The 22,840-nt window shown below is 48.2% G+C and carries 18 protein-coding genes; 14 read left to right on the forward strand and 4 right to left on the reverse strand.

Going from position 1 to position 22,840, the window contains the following annotated elements; all coding sequences use genetic code 11:
* Nucleotides 1–59 precede the first annotated feature (59 nt).
* Nucleotides 60–2,774, reverse strand: a complete 2,715-nt coding sequence (gene acnA / locus MHB85_RS03420; RefSeq protein ID WP_036614112.1) for an aconitate hydratase AcnA — start codon at nt 2,772–2,774, stop codon at nt 60–62.
* A gap of 362 nt (nt 2,775–3,136) precedes the next feature.
* Here acnA and MHB85_RS03425 point away from each other — a divergent pair, with 362 nt between their 5' ends.
* The 14 genes from MHB85_RS03425 to MHB85_RS03490 all read left to right on the forward strand — a co-directional run bounded on the left by MHB85_RS03425 (nt 3,137) and on the right by MHB85_RS03490 (nt 19,027).
* Nucleotides 3,137–4,156 (forward strand): amidase domain-containing protein, encoded by a 1,020-nt coding sequence (locus tag MHB85_RS03425; protein ID WP_197997991.1) that lies wholly within the window; start codon nt 3,137–3,139, stop codon nt 4,154–4,156.
* Nucleotides 4,157–4,293: 137 nt separating this feature from the next.
* Nucleotides 4,294–5,394, forward strand: coding sequence for a D-alanine--D-alanine ligase (locus tag MHB85_RS03430; RefSeq protein ID WP_341072384.1), 1,101 nt, complete (start codon nt 4,294–4,296; stop codon nt 5,392–5,394).
* A gap of 30 nt (nt 5,395–5,424) precedes the next feature.
* Nucleotides 5,425–5,748: a hypothetical protein gene (locus tag MHB85_RS03435; RefSeq protein WP_036614107.1), complete on the forward strand. Its 324-nt coding sequence runs from the start codon at nt 5,425–5,427 to the stop codon at nt 5,746–5,748.
* 154 nt (nt 5,749–5,902) lie between these two features.
* Nucleotides 5,903–6,904, forward strand: a complete 1,002-nt coding sequence (uvsE, locus tag MHB85_RS03440; RefSeq protein ID WP_341072385.1) for a UV DNA damage repair endonuclease UvsE — start codon at nt 5,903–5,905, stop codon at nt 6,902–6,904.
* Between the two features lie 107 nt (nt 6,905–7,011).
* Nucleotides 7,012–7,875: an inositol monophosphatase family protein gene (locus MHB85_RS03445; protein ID WP_197997992.1), complete on the forward strand. Its 864-nt coding sequence runs from the start codon at nt 7,012–7,014 to the stop codon at nt 7,873–7,875.
* Between the two features lie 62 nt (nt 7,876–7,937).
* Nucleotides 7,938–8,228: a hypothetical protein gene (locus MHB85_RS03450; RefSeq protein WP_341072387.1), complete on the forward strand. Its 291-nt coding sequence runs from the start codon at nt 7,938–7,940 to the stop codon at nt 8,226–8,228.
* Nucleotides 8,229–8,533: 305 nt separating this feature from the next.
* Entirely contained in the window at nt 8,534–9,856 is a 1,323-nt protein-coding gene (locus MHB85_RS03455; protein ID WP_341072388.1) for a stalk domain-containing protein, read from the forward strand.
* A 250-nt stretch (nt 9,857–10,106) separates the two neighbouring features.
* Complete coding sequence (locus MHB85_RS03460) at nt 10,107–11,894, forward strand: cache domain-containing sensor histidine kinase (RefSeq protein ID WP_341072389.1); 1,788 nt, start codon at nt 10,107–10,109, stop codon at nt 11,892–11,894.
* On the forward strand, nt 11,869–13,422 hold the full coding sequence (locus tag MHB85_RS03465; protein WP_091018720.1) for a response regulator transcription factor: 1,554 nt from the start codon (nt 11,869–11,871) through the stop codon (nt 13,420–13,422). The genes MHB85_RS03460 and MHB85_RS03465 overlap by 26 nt, the downstream gene beginning before the upstream one ends.
* A 220-nt stretch (nt 13,423–13,642) precedes the next feature.
* Complete coding sequence (locus tag MHB85_RS03470; protein ID WP_091018718.1) at nt 13,643–14,926, forward strand: ABC transporter substrate-binding protein; 1,284 nt, start codon at nt 13,643–13,645, stop codon at nt 14,924–14,926.
* Between the two features lie 139 nt (nt 14,927–15,065).
* Nucleotides 15,066–15,968, forward strand: a complete 903-nt coding sequence (locus MHB85_RS03475) for a carbohydrate ABC transporter permease (RefSeq protein ID WP_047841423.1) — start codon at nt 15,066–15,068, stop codon at nt 15,966–15,968.
* Nucleotides 15,969–15,970: 2 nt separating this feature from the next.
* The gene (locus MHB85_RS03480; RefSeq protein WP_017690747.1) at nt 15,971–16,810 is read left to right on the forward strand and encodes a carbohydrate ABC transporter permease; all 840 of its coding nucleotides are present in this window, start codon (nt 15,971–15,973) and stop codon (nt 16,808–16,810) included.
* 105 nt (nt 16,811–16,915) lie between these two features.
* Complete coding sequence (locus MHB85_RS03485) at nt 16,916–18,124, forward strand: rhamnogalacturonan acetylesterase (protein ID WP_091018816.1); 1,209 nt, start codon at nt 16,916–16,918, stop codon at nt 18,122–18,124.
* A 486-nt stretch (nt 18,125–18,610) separates the two neighbouring features.
* On the forward strand, nt 18,611–19,027 hold the full coding sequence (locus MHB85_RS03490; RefSeq protein ID WP_091018716.1) for a sensory rhodopsin transducer: 417 nt from the start codon (nt 18,611–18,613) through the stop codon (nt 19,025–19,027).
* A gap of 84 nt (nt 19,028–19,111) precedes the next feature.
* Here MHB85_RS03490 and MHB85_RS03495 read toward each other — a convergent pair whose 3' ends face one another.
* Genes MHB85_RS03495 through MHB85_RS03505 form a run of 3 tightly spaced genes read right to left on the reverse strand, consistent with a single transcriptional unit; the run spans nt 19,112 to nt 22,822 of the window.
* Nucleotides 19,112–20,269 carry a Ger(x)C family spore germination protein gene (locus tag MHB85_RS03495; RefSeq protein ID WP_179198605.1) on the reverse strand — a complete coding sequence of 386 codons (1,158 nt, stop codon included), beginning with the start codon at nt 20,267–20,269 and terminating at the stop codon, nt 19,112–19,114.
* A complete protein-coding gene (locus tag MHB85_RS03500; protein ID WP_341072390.1) occupies nt 20,266–21,735 on the reverse strand; it encodes a spore germination protein in 1,470 nt (489 codons plus the stop codon). Before MHB85_RS03500 ends, MHB85_RS03495 begins: the two co-directional genes overlap by 4 nt.
* Nucleotides 21,716–22,822, reverse strand: coding sequence for a GerAB/ArcD/ProY family transporter (locus MHB85_RS03505; protein ID WP_100526774.1), 1,107 nt, complete (start codon nt 22,820–22,822; stop codon nt 21,716–21,718). The genes MHB85_RS03500 and MHB85_RS03505 overlap by 20 nt, the downstream gene beginning before the upstream one ends.
* Nucleotides 22,823–22,840 lie beyond the last annotated feature (18 nt).

Here is a 22,840-nt window from a genome sequence, read left to right on the forward strand (position 1 = left end):
TGATTGCACGTAATGGGGAGCTTTTTTGTATAACTTCATCGCATTAATGATTTATATCATTAAGCTTTTTTCATCATTTGACGCAATACGGTTTGCAGGATACCGCCGTTATGGTAGTAATCCACGTCAACCATGCTGTCCAGACGAGCGATGACAGGGAATTCGAACTGTGTACCGTCTTCACGAGTTACGGTAACTTTCAACTCTTGTCCTGGCTTCACGTCATTGCTGAGGCCAGTAATGTCGTAAGTTTCACGTCCGTTCAGACCAAGGCTGGACCAGCCGTGACCTTCCTGGAATTGCAATGGCATTACGCCCATGCCGACCAGGTTACTACGGTGAATCCGCTCGAAGCTTTCTGCGATAACGGCTTTGACGCCGAGCAGGAATGTTCCTTTTGCCGCCCAGTCACGGGAGCTTCCTGTACCATACTCTTTACCAGCGATAACGATCAGGTTCTGTCCTTCATCCTGATACTTCATGGAAGCATCGTAGATGGACATTTCTTCGTCTGTTGGCAGGTACTTCGTAATGCCGCCCTCAGTACCCGGAGCCACCTGGTTACGAATACGAATGTTGGCAAACGTACCACGCATCATGACTTCATGGTTACCACGGCGTGAACCGTAGGAGTTGAAGTCTTTGCGCTCTACGCCATGTTCTTTCAGGTACAGTCCAGCCGGGCTGGATGGTGCAATATTACCTGCTGGCGAGATGTGATCCGTTGTTACGGAATCTGCAAGCAATGCCATAACACGTGCAGAACGGATATCTGCGATATCGTTCAACTTGTCGCCAAGCTCTTGGAAGAACGGAGGATTCTGAATGTACGTGGAGTTCGGATCCCACTCGTACAATTCACCTTCCGGTACAGAAATTGAATTCCAACGCTCATTGGCTGTAAATACATTCTCGTACTTGTTGCGGAACATCTGAGCGTTCAGGGAACTTGCGATGGTATCCTTGATTTCCTCGGAAGTAGGCCAGAGGTCTTTCAGGAACACAGGCTCATTGTTCGTATCATAACCGATTGGATCGGTTTCAAAGTCAATATTCACGGTACCCGCAAGTGCATACGCCACAACGAGTGGTGGTGATGCCAGGTAGTTGGCTTTAACCTGTGCATGCACACGGCCTTCAAAGTTACGGTTACCGGACAATACAGCCGCTACGGTCATATCGTTCTCAGCAATAGCTTCGCTCACTTCGTCCGGCAGTGGGCCGGAGTTACCGATGCATGTTGCACAACCGTAGCCAGCAACGTTGAATCCGAGTTTGTCGAGATACGTGATCAGACCTGCTTTTTCCAGGTACTCGGTAACCACAAGGGAACCTGGTGTCAGACTGCTTTTCACATATCCTGGTTTGGTCAGGCCGCGTTCAACTGCTTTTTTCGCCAGTAGTCCCGCTCCAACCATAACACTTGGATTCGAAGTGTTCGTACAACTTGTGATCGCCGCGATCACAACAGCGCCTGCCTTCAGTTCACTGTTGGAACCGTCCGGATGCTTCACAGGTACGGATTGTTCGATTTTCTCATCGCTCAGACCGTAGCCGCCTTTATCTACAGGTGTGCGAATGATGCTGTTGAAGCTTTCTTTCATTTGTGTCAGCTCGATGCGATCCTGTGGACGTTTTGGTCCGGCAAGACTTGGTACAACAGAGCCGAGATCCAGTTCAATCACATCTGTGAATTCAGGATCAACGGTGCTTGAAGTACGGAACATGCCTTGAGCTTTGTAATAAGCTTCAACCAATTCTACCTGCTCGTCAGGACGGCCAGTGTTACGCAGATAGTTCAACGTTTCACTATCAACAGGGAAGAAACCGATTGTTGCGCCATATTCTGGTGCCATGTTGGCTACTGTTGCACGGTCAGCCAGACCGATGTTGGCAAGACCTGGTCCGTAGAATTCTACGAATTTACCAACAACACCTTTTTTACGAAGCAATTGGGTAACGGTGAGTGCAAGATCCGTTGCTGTTGCGCCTTCGCTCAGGCTGCCTGTCAGTTTGAAACCGATAACGTCCGGTGTTACAAAATAAAGCGGTTGGCCCAGCATACCTGCTTCGGCCTCAATACCACCAACACCCCAACCAACAACGCCAAGTCCGTTGATCATGGTGGTGTGGGAGTCTGTACCTACGAGGGAATCCGGGAATACAACGGTTTCGCCGTCCACGGTTTTGGTTGCTGCCACGGAAGCCAGATACTCCAGGTTAACCTGGTGAACGATCCCTGTGGATGGTGGAACGGCACGGAAGTTGTTGAATGCCGTTTGCGCCCAACGCAAGAAGCGGTAACGCTCTTCATTACGCTCAAACTCAACTTTGATATTGTAATCAAGTGCATCGTTGGTACCAAAAGCATCAACCATAACGGAGTGGTCGATAACAAGATCGACGGGTACGAGCGGGTTGATCTGTTTTGGATCGCCGCCTGCTTTTTTCACAGTATCACGCATTGCAGCGAGGTCAACGACAACCGGTACACCGGTGAAATCCTGCAGAACGATACGTGCAGGGATGAATGGAATTTCCTTGTTATTGTCACGGCCATCTGCCCAGCCGGTCAGTTGTTTTACGTGTTCTTCGGTAATAGCACGTCCGTCGAATTGACGAATTGCTGCTTCAAGCAACACTTTAATGGAGAAAGGAAGCCTGGAAAGATCGCCGTGGCCGTTTTCCTGAAGAGCATCGAGACTGTAGTAGCGGTAAGACTTGCCTCCAACCTCAAGACTGCGAGCGGCGGAGAAATGATTCTTTGCTGACATACATGTACCTCCTTGGGATGTGTCGGTGAGATGAAGAAAACGTTCATTTAGGTGAAGAACAGGCCTTCATCGTTCCGTGTTCTTGTTCGTTAGTTTCATCAGATGAAACGTAATTTCATAATCATAACTTTAGTTTTAAGTATACCGTTTTCACCTCCGTACGTAAAGGTCTTTTTGCCTGATCAAGCAAGCTTTTGGAGCGATGAAGGCGTTTTCGTGAAGCGAGCAGGAATAAGATATCTTGTGTACCTGTATTTGCCGAATTTCGAATCTCCCTCCTGAGCCGTGTACATACAACCGAAGACCCTTTCATATGAATAGTAGGAGTTTATATACGCAATGAAATATTCCAGACAGAACTCATGCCAAAGGGGGACATAGGCTTGGAACGGGAATGGAAGAGTGCCTTATATACTTACGTGAACCAGTACAATCGCTGTGAGATCGACTACCGTCCACAGACCAGCGAACGGATCGTTACCGATCCTGACTTTGTGGTGGAACGGGGAGAGCGTATGGCAAGGCTGGACGAATGGTATCGTAAGCGCCGCGCCGTGCCTCTTCGCAGCGAGACCAGCGCCAAGCTTGTGCGCACGCTTATGGATGGTCAGGAAGAAGCGGTGGTGGATGTACAATTGTACAGCAGACTGTTCTACGAGAAGAGCGGGATCACCCACCGGGAGGACCGGATTGAGCGGGAGCGGTTAACCTTTCTGAGGCAGAGTGGTGGATGGATCATTGGACGGGTTGAGCGAGAAGTGCCGGAGCGTCGCCCTGCTGGGGAAGGACGTCCGTTTCAACAAGCTGATTTTGTACAGGCGATGAATCGGCCGCTGCTGAATCGGGAAGTGTTGGGTCAAGGAAGAAGCTCACGGCAACAGTCATATCGCAGAGATCTGGCAGTTGCCTATGCAGATCGGTGGTGGAATGCGGGCAATCCGGCATTTGAGGAATTTGATGTGGATTGTACCAATTACGTGTCCCAATGTCTCTTTGCAGGGGGCGCACCCATCCACTATACTGGTAGAAGAGAAGCCGGCTGGTGGTATAAAGGGTATGTGAACGGCTCCGAAATGTGGAGTTACAGTTGGGCAGTTTCCAACAGTCTGGAGCGTTATTTGTCAGGCAGCAGCTGGGGTCTGACCGCGACAGAAGTGGAGCGTCCTGAGCAGCTGATGCTCGGCGATGTTATTCTCTACGATTGGGATGGAGATGGACGATTTCAGCACAGCACCGTTGTGACCGCGTTTGATGCGGGCGGTATGCCGCTTGTTAACGCACATACGGTTAGCAGCCGTCACCGATTTTGGGATTACCGGGATTCTTACGCTTGGACGGAGCGGACGGTATACCGGCTTTTTCATATTGCAGATGAGTTTTGATGACGAAAGATTTTCGGGATGCGGTGACGCAGACATTCAGTTCCGTGTAAAATAAGATCAGATAACGCAAGCAGAATAACAAGGGTGCTGAGCATGCAAACATGACAGCATCAGGCACAGATAATCGGAGGGTACACATGAGTATGGATAAATTAAAAGTAGGCGTCGTGTACGGCGGAAAATCGGGCGAGCATGAGGTGTCGCTGCAAACGGCGTTTGCTGTAACAAACGCATTTGATTATGAAAAGTATGAACTGGTTCCTTTTTATATCTCCAAGCAGGGGACATGGAAAAAAGGACCTGTCATGCATGCGCCGTTCGCGCAGATTGAAGATCTGAAGCTGGAACAATTGGCGGGTGGAACGCAGGATGCGCTGAACGCCCTGTTTGGCCGTTTGTATGGCGGAGCAGAAGCGCTGGATGTGATGTTCCCTCTGCTGCATGGTACGTTTGGAGAGGATGGCACCATTCAGGGCATGTTCGAGATGGCGGATATGCCATATGTAGGTGCAGGTGTACTCGCTTCGGCAGGCGGCATGGACAAAGTGGTCATGAAAAAGCTGTTTGCACAGGCTGGCATTGACCAATGTGCCTTTACGTATTTTAACGCGACACAATGGAAGCAGACTGAGCACGAAATGATCGTACAGGTCGAAGATCAGCTGGGGTATCCTTGTTTTATCAAACCGGCCAATCTGGGCTCCAGTGTAGGCATCTCCAAAGCACGTAACCGCGATGAATTGAAGACAGCTGTTGAGTTCGCACTTCGGTATGATACGAAGGTTGTCATTGAGGAGTTCGTTGAAGCACGCGAGGTTGAAGTCAGTGTCCTCGGCAATGACGAGCCCATGGCTTCCGTTCCAGGTGAGATCGTATCCTCCGGTGAGTATTATGACTATGCAGCCAAGTATATTGATGGTCAATCACAGATGCTGATTCCAGCTCCACTGGACCCAGAGGCCGCAGATCGCATTCGCGAGGCAGCTTTGCAGGCGTTCCGTGCGATTGAAGGTAACGGCATTTCACGTGCGGACTTCTTCATTCGGAAAAATGACGGCGCTTTGCTTATTAATGAAGTCAACACCATGCCTGGTTTCACACCGTACAGCATGTATCCACTTCTTTGGCGTGAGACAGGTGTATCGTATGCCGAATTGCTGGATCGCATGATTGAGCTGGCACTGGAGCGTTACAACCGTAAGCAGGCACTGAATTACGAGAACGGCGTACAGGCGTAGCCTGCGACCACAAGATCAGGAGGGATATGCATGGGATTTCAGACTGAATTCAATTCCGTATGCAAGTTCAAGAATGAGCAGGAGCTGTTCGAACTGCTTGAATACGGACGCGGCAAAATGGTCAAACAGGGCTTCCGGGTATTTCCTACCGGCCAGAAAGTGATTGCATACACACCGGATAACGTGGCTGTAGCCATCGTCAAGATCGTGGTTTCCATTGCGGAGATCAACTTCCAGGGGCAAGAGGTAACTGAGGTGGAGATGCAACTCATCCGCAAATTGACTGAGGAAGAATCACGCATTCAGACTGCCCTTGCGGATGAGATGTTCTTTGGAGAGCAAGCACAGGAATAGTTGTTGACTGTAAGTGCGGGTCGGAAGGACGGATTTGCCAGAATACGATTATGGTCACTCTTTTAGGGTAAAACTTGGTTATATACGTGACGGTACATCCTGACGGCTGAATATGCCGTGCGGGTTCTCCGCCCTAATAGAGAGGAAGAGATTCATGCTCGTACGCTTTGGTTACGTGGCAATGTCCGTGCTTATAGAGAACGCCTCGCCTTCCCGGACCATGACCATGTCGAGTTTTAACAAAATCGATGACAGGGAAGCAGCGATCCGCAAGCTCGAACGGATTGCAGCCGAGAACCTGCACAATACATTACGTTTGCTCAGGCACAACAAGGGTAGCCATATTCATGTATATCGCTTCTCTTCCAAATTGATTCCACTGGCAACACACGAAGACCTGAATGACTGGGACCCGTTCCCGGCACTGAAGCAGGACTTTGCTGCCATTGGTGATTTTGTGAAGGAAAATCATATGCGTGTGTCCTTTCATCCGGATCATTTTACCGTACTTAGTACCCCCCGCGAGCAAGTTCTGCGCAACTCGATTCGCGATCTTCGTCATCATGTTCGGATGCTGGATGCCATGGGGCTGAATGCCACTGCCAAGAACAATATACATATTGGTGGTGCATACGGGGACAAGCCTTCGGCGGCGCTTCGTTTTGAAGAAAACTTTTTGAAGCTGGATCGGGACATTCAGGAGCGGCTCACACTCGAAAATGATGACAAAACGTTCAATGCGCCTGAGACACTTGCCGTGTGCCAGCGCTTGGGATTGCCCATGGTACTGGATATCCATCACCATTGGGTGAACAACGAAGGAGAACAGGCATGGGATCTGTGGCCTGATATTCTAAAGACCTGGCAGTCACCGCTTGCCCAGGCAGATTCACCGGCTGATCAGCCATTGCCACCCAAAATCCATGTCTCCAGTCCAAAGAGTGAGAAGGATCTGCGAGGTCACGCCGATGGTGTAGAGGTAGAGCCTGTGCTCGACTTCTTGCGTCATATCGCAACAGATACCCCAAGGATTGACGTGATGATCGAGGCTAAACGCAAGGATGAGGCACTTGTACAACTGATGCAGAAGCTGGCATTCTATCACGAAGAGGGTGTGGAGTGGGTGGACGAGTCTACCGTCATCATTCATCCGTAGTGCCAAAAGGGGCCTGGGCAACGAGAAACTTTACGACCTGTGGGGCGTATACTTTTAACAAGTATTTCAACTTTTCGTAGATTGATATAGAAAGTAGAGTGAACGCTTTGAATGAGAAGGAAAAGACACCTTATGTCGTGACAAGCAAAAGCTATACTGCCGTTGCCATTAATGCAGCTTCCAAAGCTGGCGAATGGATCAAAAGCCGTCTTGGGACGGTAGCTGAACTTGGCACCAAATATTCACCCCAAGATCTGGTGACCGAAGTGGATAAAGGAGCGGAACAGATGATCCGCCGCCTGATTCTTACGCATTTTCCCCACCATGCCATTCTGGGTGAAGAAGGCGTAGAACCGGGACCGGAAGCTTCGGCAAAAGCACTGAAAGAGGCCGAGGAAGAAGAGTTCCTGTGGATTGTTGATCCTGTGGACGGAACGACGAACTTTGTACACGGATTCCCGTTTTATTCGGTGTCCATCGCATTGGCTCACAATGGTGAAGTCATTGTTGGCGTGATCTACGACCCTTCCCGTGATGAAATGTTTGTTGCGGAAAAAGGGAAAGGGGCATATGTTCACGGAAACCGGATGCTTGTATCTGGTGAACAAGAACTGGCTCAGAGCCTGATTGCGGTTGGATTCCCGGCAGACACAACCTTTGCGTTGCCACTGAACATGGCCGCTGTGCAGGCGCTTGCTCCGCAAGTCCGTAACTTGCGTGCAGGCGGATCTGCCGCTCTTCATCTGGCATATGTTGCCGCAGGACGCCTCAGCGCCTACACCGAAGTTGGATTGAAACCGTGGGATATTGCCGCAGGTGCGCTGCTGGTTGAAGAATCCGGCGGCAAGGTGACCGATACCATCGGAACACCTTACCAACTGTCTGTGAATCATGTCGTTGCCAGCAATGGCAAAATCCATGATGCATTAACAGATGTGTTGAAGGAAGCGAAGGCTACCGGGTTGGAGTGAGTTAGTTCAACTCATCGATGCTTTAATACGCATGTATGACTTTAATTAAAGGAGCGAAAACAATGGATGAATCCAAAGAACTGGAACGACGGCTCAGTGATATGCTGACGGAAGGGGACATGGAAGAGTCCGGCAACACCGATCAGCGTGAACGCCAGCTGATTCCTCCCAAATATGAAGTGCGAATCCAGACAGAACGTGATCCGATTGTCGAGGAAACGTTAAAGTACCGGAAGATGGCACGCGAAGTGGATGATCGTTATGATCGATATCTGGAGCGAGCTGCCGGGAACAAACCGGAGAGCGACAAGGGTCATTCAAATTCTGAGGACTCGAATAAGCCGCAATCTTAACTAATCAGTGAACGTCATAGCTGAGCTTAACCAGTAACAGGCTCCCCTTTAGGGGGTCTGTTATTTCATGTGTGTTCTCAGCAGAGAGGACAACGCATACTTTAAAATGATAGAATAGAGTAACACGAACCTATGTCATTGGAATGACCGATGTACTATATATTAGTGAGGTTGTTCAAAAAGTCCGCTTTTGATTACGAAGGATGCCTAGCTTCATCCCATCTTCTCGGTACTGAAAACCGCCCTTTTTGAACACATATATTAGTGTAAGTTATTATAGATTTGCGAGAAGGAGTGTTACCTGAATGAAGCGTAAACGTATATGGGAAAATACAGCTGCCGGTTTAACGGTAAGCATGTTGGCAGGAATGTTGCTCTTCACATCTTCTGCATTGCCTGCACACGCGGCTGACACCAAAAATGGTGTATTGCCAGCGGGTACAAACGGGACTTCGCTGACAGCGAAGAAAGATGCAGTAGCCGTAACGAAGGAGTTCCGCATCGTCACATTGGGAGATTCCATAACGGTAGGTTATGAGCCCAACACAAAAGAATTGCCTTATGGTTATGTAGAACGTTTGCATGAGCAAGGTTTGCTGCATGGACGTACACAGGTGGACAACTACGGGATCGCCGGATTGAAAACCAGTGGCCTGAAAAACTTTACTACTGCAATTAAGGATGGAAAAACGCTGACTTCAGAAGCCATTCAACCAACTCTTCCTGATCCAAGAGCGGGACAGATCGGAGCCAATACTGCTGCAATCCGTGAGAGCGTAGCACAGGCCAATCTGGTTGCAATTACCATTGGGGGAAATGATGTATCTGAGCTTCTCGGTACAGCCGACAAACTGAGTGATCAGGAACTGCAAGCGAAGGTAAAAGAATTACTCGCAACATATACAGCCAATGTTAGTGCAACGATTAATGATATCCATGAAATTAATCCGACAGCTACAATTGTCATCGCTGATCAGTATCAACCGATGCCGGAAGTAGCAGGCAAGGCACTCTACGCCAAACTGATGGAGGCATCCCAAGGTTTCACACAGACCATTGATGGCATTGCAGCACAATTCACTGCTCAGGGTACCGATGTCAAAGTCGCACACGTGGCCAAGGAGTTTGTTGGTGGTGAAGGCACGATGACACATATGATCAAAGATCGTGATTTCCACCCGAACCAATTTGGATATGCGGCCATTGCCGAAGTATTTGCCAAAACGATCTGGGGCGACTACACCAAGCTGACTGCACCTGCCACAGGTGAACCAATGAATATTATCGTGAGTGGCAAAACATTGAATACACCGTACAAACCGATTATCCGTAACGGCAAAAACTTTGTGGCGATCCAAGATATCGTGAACGCTGTTGGCGCTACTACGGTATGGGATAACAAAACTTCAACCGCAACCATTACATATGGAGACCGAAAGGTTGCTGTGAAGATTGGTGCCAATGCGGTGAAGGTAAATGGATCATCGGTTACTGTGGATACACCTGCATTCCTGAATAAGGTAGGCAAAGAGTCCAAAACATATGTACCACTTGCCATGGTGGCTGAAGGTCTTGGCTTTGATGTGCAATATGTAGCGAAGCTGAAAACTGTTTTTGTTAATCCGTAAATTGTATTTCATGCTTCAACATGATGTTATTCAACAGCCAGAATACCTTGATCTGTTCAAGGTATTCTGGCTGTTTTGTGTTCTTTTTGAGTTGCTGACACAGATGTATACCTTCTCTAATGACCTAAAATGTTGCATAAATATATCTTGTCAGATGACCAATGGATGTGTAAATATGAAAATAACTTACAATAAAACCACTAATGCATAGGATGACAGGCACCCCTCGCAAGCCAAAGGAGCGCTTAGGATGAACAAAATTAAGAACGCTTTCACAACACTGCCGATTCATCACAAAACGATTCTTCTCATCGGACTTTTGATGTTGATCAGCTTTACGTTTTATGCGTCCGTACTCCGATATGTGTTCAGTATCTATGACCGCCAGATCTATGAGAAATCCTCGCAGGTCCTCAATATGTCCTCGGTAGGTATTGAGAATCAACTACGTGAAGTTTCCAATCTCTCCTTCAAGGTGATGTCAGACGAGCCGCTCCAACAATATTTGCTTCAACTTGAAAAGGCCGAGACGGGATATGAGAGAAATGGTCTGCGCAAGAAAATTACCAATCGATTGGTTGCTTATGCGGGTTCTGAGAAATACGTCTATTCTATGCTATTTATCGATAATGATAATAACGTTATGGCCGCAGGGAACCGGGAAGGAATTTCGGAGACAAAACAGAAGGAACTGGTAGCACTGGGAGACCGATATTCGGGGTCCAATGTGTGGCATACCAGCGGGGATAAACAAGCTAGGCTTTTATCCGTCCGACAGGTAAAATCTTTTACGGGCGGAGCATTTACGCTCGAAAAGCTCGGCACACTGATCATCCGCGTACGGCTCGACCGAATTGTACAGGACCAGATGCAAGAACCGGCTGAGGACTCCCAATTACTCATTACGGATGGAAAAGAAGTGATCTATCCAACAGAATCGTCGGTCAGTGAAGCCGAGATTGAGTCTGAACTGAAGCGCACCCAGCCCTATGGGATTGCCATGTTGGAGCAGGGGAGACACTTTGTAGCTCGTGCTCATTCTTCCTATACGGATTGGACCTATTTGTACACAACCCCGTTTGACCAGATGTTTAAACAGATCCAGTTTGTCAAACAGTTGGTCACGGTCATCTTCATCATGATTTTTCTGGCGGCGCTTATCATTGGAGCGAGATTCTCTCGCAGTATTACCCATCCAATTGCGCAGTTGATCAAAAAGATGCGTAATATCGAAAAAGGAGATCTGGATAAGTTGGAGGAGGCAGCACTTGGCAATGTTCCGATATCTCCACAGAATGAGGTTGGGCTGCTGCATCGCACATTCAAGATGATGCTTCAACGGATACGTGAATTGATTGATGAGAATTATGCCAAGCAACTGGTGATTCGTGAGACTGAGTTGAAAGCGCTTCAGGCGCAGATTAATCCACATTTTCTATACAACACGCTGGAATCGATTAACTGGCTGGCTAAAGTACAGAAGCAACGACAGATCTCGGAAATGGTTGAGGCTCTCGGATTCCTGCTGCGTAGCTCTGTGAATATGTCCGAGAAGTGGATTACGCTGGAAAGAGAGCTGGACATTGTCCGCAGTTACGTGACGATTCAGCGCACTCGTTTTGAGGAAAGACTGGATTTCGACATGGAAATTGCCCCAGAGGTAGGAACGGCGCGGATACCGAAGTTAACATTACAGCCTTTGGTGGAGAACGCCATACATTATGCACTTGAACCAAGCATTGACCCTTGCCGGATCCGTATTCGGGCGAGAGCAGATGGAGATAAGGTGATTATTGAAGTCGAGGACGACGGTCCGGGGATGACACCGGAATTCCTGGAACAACTACACGAAGGACGTATTCAGACAAGAGGACAGGGCATTGGGTTATCTAACATCCAGGAACGAATCAGACTGACCTTCGGCGATGAAGGTGGAATGGTGATGAGCAGCAAGCCCGGATCAGGAACTGTAGTATCGATCAGCATACCTTGGATCAGAGAGGACGATGACGATGTACAAAGTGATGCTCGTAGATGATGAACGTGTCATTCTGGAGGGGATTTCCCAAGTGGTCGATTGGGCCGCGGCAGGTACGGAATTGGTGGATACGGCGAGGAACGGGATCGAAGCATTGGATAAAATTGGACAGTCGAGGCCCGATATTATCATTACGGATATTTCCATGCCGGGTCTGGATGGTCTCGGACTCATAGAGAAAGCATCTGAAGCATACCCGGGTGTACGTTTCATTATGTTATCCGGCTATAAGGAGTTCGAGTATGCCCGCAGAGCGATGCAATATGGTGTGAAGCATTATTTGCTCAAGCCCTGTAACGAGAATCAGATCCATGATGCATTAACTGAACTGTTGCAGGAACATCAGGATGCCCAGGTGAAGGAGCATGTTGCAGGGGAGATGAAACAGCGATTGCAGCGAGTCCTTCCACATGTGAAGGAGCAATTTCTGCTGGAGTTCATGACCAACCGCACCTATGGGCCGGTTGATCTGGAGTATTATCAGGAGCTGTTTGATCTGGAGCTTGAAGAGAACGCAGTTCGGTTACTGTTGTTCCGAATTGTAGATGAACATGATTACAGCCACTTATTTGCGATCAAAAACATTGCCAGTGACCTGCTCCCACATGTCCTGTTAAGCACAACCATTGAAGGTAAACTCCTCATTCTGCTCGCGGATTCAGCTGATCCGGCTGGACTGAAAGAAAGTATTGAAGAGGTTCGGGCTGCATTTACCAGACTATATAAATTGGAAGTGACCGCTGCGCTGAGTGAAGCAGATCGAATGATTCAGTCCCGGCGGTTGTTTCGTGAGGCGTTGCAGTATCTGAACCATCGCTTCTTTATCGGTGAAGGCAAGCTGATTACGAAGAATGATCTGGTATTGGCGGGAGAATGCGACGGATTGCATGTAGAACAGGATGCCGAGCAACTGTGTCAGTTGATCAAATCGGGAAATACCGAGGAAACAGCGGTAGAGGTGGAGCGTCTGTTTGATCTACTATCACGTCAGCAGCTGGAAATCGAGGTGACTCGCTCTTATGTAGTGCAGCTCTACTCGGCGATGGTTCATGTTTGTCCACCTGAGGAGGCAACGGAATTCACCCAGCGTATGGCAGAATTGCCTCATATCGATACGTTATCCGGTTTGAAATCTTTTGTTGCAAGCAGTACAGCCCGATTAACTTCCGGTTATTACAAAAACCATATCAGCCGCCAGTCTTCAGCCGTGGAGAAGATGATGGATATCGTGGATCGTCATTATGGAGAGGCGGATCTCTCACTCAATGGAGTTGCTCATCAAATGTTGTATATGAATCCGGATTATTTGGGTAAGATTTTCAAAAAAGTCACAGGCGAGAATTTTTCCAACTACGTGAATCGTCTGCGCATTGAACGCGCATGTGACCATATTCGCAGAGGCGGGGATGTGAAAGTATTTGAGCTTGCTGAATTGTTCGGATTCGGCGGGAATTCACAATATTTCAGTCAGGTGTTCAAAAAGTGGACTGGGATGACACCTACGGAATTCCGTAGGATCGGCATATAACAATGGACTACCAATCATGTAATTCATGTCTGAGGAGGACGAACAGCGACGAGAGGAGGCTGTTGTCCTCCTCTGTTTTTTGAACCAACTAGACGGTTTTGTGTATTCAACTATGGTCGTACATTTGCGAAAATGACATTAACAAGTTTGTGAAAGCGTTATCAGAAATAAAAGGATAACTCGTTCACACAACCATATCAACATAAAAGGGGAGATTGGCATGGTGAAAAAGGCAATATTCCTGATGATGGCTGCTTTGCTCGTGTTTACAGCGGCATGTAGCTCAGGTGGAGGAACTGAAGGAGCATCTGGAGATGACTCAGTTACCCTGCGGATCGCTTGGTGGGGCTCGGATGCAAGGCATGAATATACACAGAAGGTCATCGACCTGTACAAATCGAAAAACCCGAATGTCAAAATCGACGTGGAATATGCTTCATTTGATGACTACTGGAAAAAGCTCGCACCACAAGCAGCGGCAAATCAGTTGCCTGACATCGTTCAGATGGATATTTCCTACATCAGTCAATATGCACAAAATGGTCAGCTTGAGGATCTAGCGCCTTATCTTGGCAACCAGATCAAAGTGGACGATGTGTCCGAGAATGTTATCAGCACAGGTGTAATTAACGGTAAACAATACGGTGTACCTGCCGGTGTTAACGTTCTGGGCTTCCAATATGATCCGGCATTGCTTAAAAAAGCAGGCGCAGATGCAATTCCTGACAATATGACTTGGGAGTCGTACGAAGCACTCGGTAAACAAGCCGCAGATAAAGGTCTGTATCTGGATGGAGGCGTAGCTCCGGATATTTTCTTCCATTACTTCCTACGTACCAAAGGGTTGTCGCTATACAATGCGGAAGGCACAGGTCTTGGTTATGATGATGACCAATTGTTTGTTGAATTCTTCGGACTTATGCGCCGCATGATTGAACAGGGCGCAGCACCTACACCGGATGTAGCCAACCAAACCAAAGGCATTATTGAGGAATCGGATCTCGTGAAGGAAAAAGGAATTGGCGTATGGCAGTGGTCCAACCAGTTCGTAGCCTTGCAACAGGTAGCGAACCGTCCGCTCGAAATCGCCCCAATGCCAGGACCGGATATGGAAAAAGGACTATATATGCAACCAAGTATGTATTGGGGTGTAACGTCCAACTCCAAAGTGAAGGAAGAAGCGGCTAAATTCATTGATTTCTGGGTGAATGACGTGGAAGCCAACAAACTGATCAAAGGTGAGCGTGGTGTACCAATCTCCGGAGCAATCAAAGAAGCTATCGCACCTGAGCTGAGTGACGCCACGAAACAAGTCTTTGAATTCGTAGCAGCCATGGAGCCTAAGGCTTCACCAATGAGTTCTCCGCCACCGGTTGGTTCACCTGAAGTAATCTCTTCCCTAGCAGATGTGGTTGAAGAGTTGAACTTTGGCAAAATTACACCTGAACAAGCAGCAGAGACATTCCGCAAGAACGCCGAATCTGTTCTTGCGAACAATAAATAACAGTTGAATGATGGCTTGCTCATCCTACTTCAGGGATGGTCGGGAATGGGGCTACTCGCAAATGCGAGGGCCTTTCCCCGTCCAGATGACCGAAGCCAGGATGAGGGAGCAAGCTGATCCATGAAGGAGGTTCGTTCCATTGAGGCAGTATTCGTCGTTACGTAGAAACTTAACTGGATATGCGTTCATAAGCCCGTTTATTATTGGATTCCTGGGCTTCACACTCATCCCCATGTTTGTGTCCTTATATATGTCGTTCACGAGTTATAATTTGTTCACTTCTCCACGGTGGATTGGGCTTGATAACTACACCAAAATGTTTTTTGATGACCCGAAATATTGGAATTCGGTTAAAGTGACGTTTCTGTATGTATTCATTGGGGTACCGTTAAGATTGATCTTTGCCCTCTTCGTAGCGATGGTCCTGAACACTGGCTCTCGTATGATTGGAACGTACCGGACGTTGTATTACCTGCCATCCATTATCGGTGGTAGTGTGGCCGTATCCATTATGTGGCGTAACCTCTTCAGTAATGAGGGTGTTATCAACAGTGCTCTAACGGCAATCGGGATTGGGCCTATAAGCTGGTTTGGTGACCCGAATGCATCCTTGGTTATGCTCATCTCACTGTCTGTGTGGCAGTTTGGTTCGTCCATGCTGATCTTCCTGGCTGGTCTCAAAAATATCCCTACTGAGATGTACGAGGCAGCAGGTGTGGATGGCGCGAACCCTATACGGAAATTTTTCAGCATCACCTTGCCACTACTTAGCCCGATCGTCCTGTTCAATATGATTATGCAGACGATTGGTGCATTCATGACGTTTGTACCTGCCTATATTATCTCCAAAGGCGAAGGTGGTCCAATGGACGGTACGATGCTGTACTCCCTGTATCTGTTCCGTCAGGCGTTTATGTTTAACAACATGGGTTATGCTTCGGCAATGGCCTGGATCATGCTAATCATGATCGGTATACTCACGGTAGCTGTGTTCCTGACATCCAAGTACTGGGTGTTCTACGAATCTGAAGGAGGGAAGTAACGATGGTTTGGAGAAATGTAAAATGGCCCATTTATCACCTGTTCGTTGCAGCTCTTGCCCTCCTGATGCTCTATCCCGTCCTATGGATGCTATTTAGTTCATTCAAGGAAAGCCGTACGATTTTTGTCACAGCGGATACCCTGTTTCCTGCGGAGTGGATCTGGAGCAACTATGTGGATGGCTGGAAAGGCACAGCTGGAAGACCGTTTATGGATTACATCACCAACTCACTTGTAATCGTGGTTATTTCCACGATCGGTGCCGTAATATCGTCATCGCTGATCGCTTTTGGTTTTGCCAGACTTAACTTCAAGGGACGCACGTTCTGGTTCTCCTTAATGATGTTGACGCTGATGCTGCCACATGATGTGGTATTGGTTCCTCAGTACATCATTTTCACGAAGCTCGGCTGGCTGAACACTATCTTGCCAATCGTTGTACCTACATTTTTCGGAATGCCATTTTTCATCTTCCTGATGGTACAGTTCATTCGAACGATTCCGAAGGAGCTGGATGAGGCTGCAACCATCGATGGGTGTAACAAGTTCAGACTGTATATTCAGATTATTATGCCGCTGATCAAGTCTTCTCTGGCGACTGCAGCCATCTTCTCCTTCTATTGGAGATGGGAGGATCTGCTCGGTCCGGTATTGTACCTGAACTCGCCTGATAAATACACCGTGTCGATGGCGCTGAAAATGTTCCTGGATAGCGAATCTGCTTCCAACTGGGGCGCAATGTTCGCGATGTCCATCGTCAGTCTGGTTCCGGTTGTAGCTGTGTTCTTCATCTTCCAAAAACAAATTGTTCAAGGGATGAGCACCAGCGGATTGAAAGGATAAGCCAGATTACTGTATCTTCGTATCTTCGCCCGAATGAACGTTTACGAAAGTTAACCAAGGAGGGTATCGCTTTTGAATAAAGCTCAAGGTAGTCAGGCCGTTGCCATGGAGGCAGCGGCAGAGGGCCAGGCAGTTTCCGTGACCAGCTGGAAGTTTAACTTTGGACCGGACTCGGGAAGAGCAGATGAGACAGGGGATTATCTGAAAGTAACTGCAACAACCGCATATGAGGAACGCGGAGGATACGGATTCGAAGCAGGATCTCTGGTGTATGAGAAACAACGCATTAGTGATGACGATGTGTCGGATCCCACGAAACAACATCATAACCATCCGGGGCAGACAACCATGTCTGCCCGATTGCGTTCGGGCTTCTGTATTCCACTTAAAGCATCCTTCATCGTGGATGTTCCCGATGGAACCTATCAAGTTTCACTTGTTGCAGGTGATGAATTGGCTGAGACAGTGACCCGTGTGAAAGCTGGTGAGGGCAGGCTTGTACTGCCAACCATTCGTACACTTCCCGGGCAATTTGCAGAGATGCGATTCTCGGTCGTTGTTCGCGGCGGCAGACTTCGTCTGTCATTCTCCGGTCCTGCACCGAGAATTAATGCTTTGGAGATTACTCTTGCGAATCAGACCATGACCGTATTTCTTGCCGGGGATTCAACCGTAACAGATCAGCCGGAAAGTGGATATCCGTATTGCGGTTGGGGCCAGTTATTGCCAGCACAGTTCAAACATGATGTGGCAGTAGATAATCACGCCCAGTCAGGGCGCAGTTCCCGCAGCTTTATGAATGAAGGCAGGCTCAGGGCCATTCTGGAGCTAATTAAGCCCGAAGATTTTCTGTTTATTCAATTTGGACATAACGATGAGAAGCCGGACCCTGAACGTGGGACCGACCCATTCACAACATATAAGGAATATCTGAAAAAGTATATCGATGCTGCCCGTGAAGCCAAGGCTCGTCCGGTGCTCATAACCCCCGTGCATCGTCGCTATTTTGCGGATGATGGCACATTGACCGATACCCATGGCGATTATATCATCGCCGTGCGTGAGTTGGCGGAAGAGGAAGATGTTCCGCTGATCGATCTGGCTGAGCGCAGCCGTCTTCTGTTCGAGCGGGCGGGCGTTGAAGGCACTAAGGACGACTTTATGTGGGTGCTGCCAGGCGAGTATGTGAACTTCCCCTCAGGCGTGGAGGATAACACGCATTTTCAGGAACGCGGTGCCCGCCGCCTTGCCCAGCAGGTGGCAGAAGCCATCCGCGAGTTGCAATTGCAACCGCTGCAGATGTATCTGCGGTAGGCGAGTAATCATCACAGTTGTAAAGGTTCTAATTCTATTGCACTAGTGGATAAGTTCCCGCAGGATTTTAAGTCCTGTTCGTCCGTATTTATGCAAAGCGAGTTAAACGAAGTAACGAGCCAGCAAAAGTTGCCCAGCGAAAGAGCGAAGGCAATAATCTTTTAAATCAGTCCGGCGAGCGTAGCAGCGGAGGAGGGCGGAATCGGGTAGAGGGAGCGAAGCGTCCGCCTTTGGAGCGGGATTTCCCCTGCTGAGGGGGGAATTGAATAGAAATCCCGAGCCAACAGCGGCCCACAGCCCGATCCGCCCGCCGAAGCGGCTGCCCCGCGAGCCCACGGGTTTTAAGAGTTGCCCCCGCGAATGAGCCAAAAGAAATCCCGAGCCAACAGCGGCCCACAGCCCGATCCGCCCGCCGAAGCGGCTGCCCCGCGAGCCCACCAGATTTTTAACCTATATTGCAATCGCAAAAAAGGAGGATGTATTTCAATGACACCTGACCAGACAGAATCAGGCACATCTGCCCGTAAGAATGTTTCAGCAGCTACAGGTCACACCTACTGGGTCATTCCGGATGGTTACATTCCCCCGGAGAGCCGAGGCACATTGGAGAGTCATGAGAGCATCTGTGTACTGAACACCAGTGCCACGGATGCGGAGCTGCACATCACGATTTACTTTGAAGACAGAGAACCACTCGAAGGTATGGTCGCTGAAGTGCCAGCGAGAAGGACGAAGCATATTCGCACTGCATCGCTACGATCCGGGGAGCAGTCTATTCCGCCGGGCGTGCCTTATGCGATTACGGTTTCCAGCAATATCCCCGTTATCGTCCAGTACAGTCGTTTGGATACGACCCAGCCTGAATTGGCTTTGATGAGTGTCATGGCGTATCCATTAGGATAACTTCCCCAATCGACAGCAGTTGGAGATGGTAAGAAGCCCCGTAACCTTGCATCCAATGCAGGCACGGGGCTTCTTTTACTTCATTTATTCGCTGTATTTATACGTGCTCGCATTAAGGATATCCACGTGAACCTCCACTTTTCCAAGCTTAAAACGTTGGAGTGGGTCCGCCCGGTTGTAGACTTCCTGTTTCCATAAGGGAAGGTTGTGGCGATATAAGTGTTCCACAAGACCGTATGAATCAATCATGCGTGACTTGGTTTTTTCAAACGTATCTCGGATTTGGGATTCGATTTGTTTCTCCGCTTCTTGTTCCATGGCCTGAGGCGTGCGCGGGGCTCCATGGTCTTCGGTGATGGAACTTTTGACCGAGGTAACCAGATCAAATGTGACGCCATCTCCTTGTTTCCTTGCCTTGATTCTAGTCTTGGGATCACGAAGCATCAGGGTTAAATCAGGAGTCTTTCGACCATTCCCATATACGTATAGTGGGTACTGATGTACGCGCTCATAATTTACGTATCGTGTACCGTCCGCGTCTGCTCCTGCAACTCTACCCTGACTTGTTCCTTTGGAAATAACATAAAATCCATCCATTCTAACAAGGGGGGGAGTTTTATCCCCGTTGAACCAAGTCTCGTTCCTTGTTGAAACAGAGGGTAAAAGAACAACGGAAGCTGGCTCCCGTAGTCCATCAAGAAGCTGATGGAGCCGGATTGGTTCGTAACCGGAATGCTGTTTGTATAGCCTCATGGGCTCAAATAACTCAATGGTCTGGGCGGATTGGTTCAGCAGCGCAGAAGGGGAGAGCACGTCCGGAATGTTATGTTCTGTCGCGTAAATCCAGGGTGTATATCTCAGTTGACCTGAATGCAGCAACGTGTTAAATATATCCTCCAGCTTCCCGTCGAGAGCATTTTTCGATAAAACAATAGCTTTAACATGAGTCCAGAGCGTTTGCTGCTGTGACGTTTCATACAAGTCGTTAATAGCCATGCTCAGTGTTGTACCTTCGCCCCGTCCAATCCAGATATCCCTTGTCTCCCGGGAAGTTGGTGTTTCCTGTTTTGCAATACTGGAGAAGTCAATCAGTTGGGCATACGCAATATACTGGTTGTCTACATAATCAATTCCTATCGCCGTAATGAAGTTTATACTTTGCACCTCTTTGGAATCCCAGCACCCCGTTAGCAGGATCAAGCAGCATATAAGAAGGCCGCTTATGGATACCCATCGTTTCACGGACGTTTCCTCCGGCGGGTAGAATCCTGTGTATGAAGTGCTTCTGGGCGCTTGGTTCTTTTCATGGAAGGTGGCATGGATACGGCCTGAGTGAAGTCTCCGGGAATGTAAGGAGATACAGGTGACAGATAGGATACGCCATAACACTCCAACGATACGAGATGCACCAACAGGGCGAATAGTCCGATCATAAAACCGAACAATCCAAGAATGGAAGAGACGAGTAACATCCCGATCCGAACATGGGCAGTAGCCCCGCTTAGCACAGTATTCACGAGAATATAACTAGAGATGACCGAGATCGCAACCGTGACTATTATGGTGGGAGAAGTAATCCCTGCACGAATAGCGGCATCCCCAATAATAAGCCCGCCAACAACGCTGACCGTTTGCCCCAACGCACGTGGTAATCTACGCCCTGCTTCGTTGAATAGCTCAAACATAAAGATCATCAGGAACGCTTCCAGCGTCACCGGCATGGGCAGGCCCATTCGAGTACCAGCAATTGTAGCCAAGAGAGGTAGTGGGATCTGTTCCACATTGAAACTGGTCAGGCCGATATAGAAGGCTGGGAAGAAACAGGCAATCAGCAGTCCGGATATACGCAAAATTCGTTCGAAAGTAACGATGAAAAAGGGTGTACTTTCGTCTTCAGGAGATTTCAATTGATTGAAAAGTGTAGTTGGCGCGATGACCGCTACAGGAGAGCCTTCAATAAGAACGGCAAACCGTCCATTTAACAGGGAATCGACAACAAAATCAGGACGTTCAGTGTTATCCGTGAGCGGAAAGATGCTCCGAACCCCTCCCATGACAGCCCGCTCCATGATCGAGGTTCCCAGAATGCCATCGATCTCAATCTGATCCAGATTGTGTCGTGCTTCTTTTAGAATGTCTGGATTAATAATATCTTTTACATATAGAAGTCCAATGGCAGTTTGAGTACGTCCACCTTTGACATATTTCTCATAACACATCGAAGATGTTTTCATTCGTTTGCGTATAAGGCCCACGTTGGTAGTGAGTTCTTCGGTGAATCCATCGCGCGGGCCTTTAACTGATGTTTCAATGGCTGATTCTTCGGGACTGCGTCCCGGGATATCAGCAATATCTACACTGCAGGACTGTACACCATTACCGAAAATGATCAATAGTTGTCCACTAAATATCAACATATTAAGCTTGTTAGTATCTTTGAGGTCATCCAACGGATTCAATGTTAATCCGAGTTCTTTGGGATGTGATTCCTCAATGATCAGGGAGTGCTGTTCCAGACGGGGAATGATAAATTGGTTAATTTGTTTACCGTCGACGAGACCGTCACAATAAAGCAGAATTACGGGCTGATCAGATTTGTCTTTAACAGGAAAGGTCTGAATAACGACATCTGCACATGGATTGAATTGCTCTTTCAAAGAGGCAAGCAGTGTTTCATGGGACGTGGTGTCAATCGCTTGATGCTCCATGATGTTTCCTCCTTTGATGGCGTGAATGGATAAAGGCAACCGTCGTCGCGATAATCGCAAGTCCGCTCAGATACACGAGATTGAACGGAAATATGTATTCGACCAGAAGCTTTTCGAAGGTCATATCATCCATAGGATACAACATGGTCAGGATAAAGAAGACACCCAACGAGATACAACTGATAAGCCTTTTGGTAGAGCTCTTAATATTCCATATTTCAACTACAATATACATGGCAAGACTAATTCGGGTGAATGCACCTGCCAGCCATTGGTAGATGGAAAAGAAGTCGGTCTGGGCAATGTATTTGCCCAGAGAGGCAATTCGCCATTCTTCAAAGGCGGGATATCTCATTTTGGCAGCCTCAAAAGGATCGAATTCCACAATCGCCCCAATGAGTGGGCCGACAGTCAGTCCTACAAGAATGAGTGCGAGCATCAGATACTGCCATACACGTATACGTTTGGTGAGATGAGGCTGGATGTACCAGATGAACAGCAGTTCAAACATGCCTGCAAGACTGTAGACCATGCCATTAAGAATAGGATGCCATCCATGTTCAAGAACGGGCAACAGACGACTGTAGTCCTTGTATTGGGTATTTACGATAGCAACATAGAAACCTAACAAGACAACTAGTGGCAGGACTAACCCTGCGGTAAAGGCCAGCGAGCGAATACCTTTATACGCAGCGTAGGCACAGAGAGACATCAGGGCAATACTGGTTACCAACACGGGCGTTTCGGTCAGATAGTTCGTTTTAGCCCATGCCGTGGTATCATGCAGTGTGAAAAAGATTACGCTTAGAAAAAAGAGACTGTTACCAACTCGAAATAACATGCCAATGGGCTTCCCGAGACGGGAGGTTAACCAATCATGCAGGGTTTGATGCTGTAGGAAACGAGAGACATAGGCGAGCATTAGCGCAAATATCAGAAATGGTCCGGCTGATAGCAGGACGGAAATCCAAGAATCCCTTTTGGCCGCAGCCAAAAGGGCAGGAATAATCAGAACATGGCTGATCAAGCCAACGGACAACATGATCAACATCATAGCTTGTAAAAAAGAAGGCTGTGTTCGTTTCATGCTGAGGGGTCCCCTTTT

It is taken from the genome of Paenibacillus sp. FSL K6-4396 (genome assembly GCF_038002525.1).
GTDB classification, from domain to species: Bacteria; Bacillota; Bacilli; order Paenibacillales; family Paenibacillaceae; genus Paenibacillus; species Paenibacillus amylolyticus_B.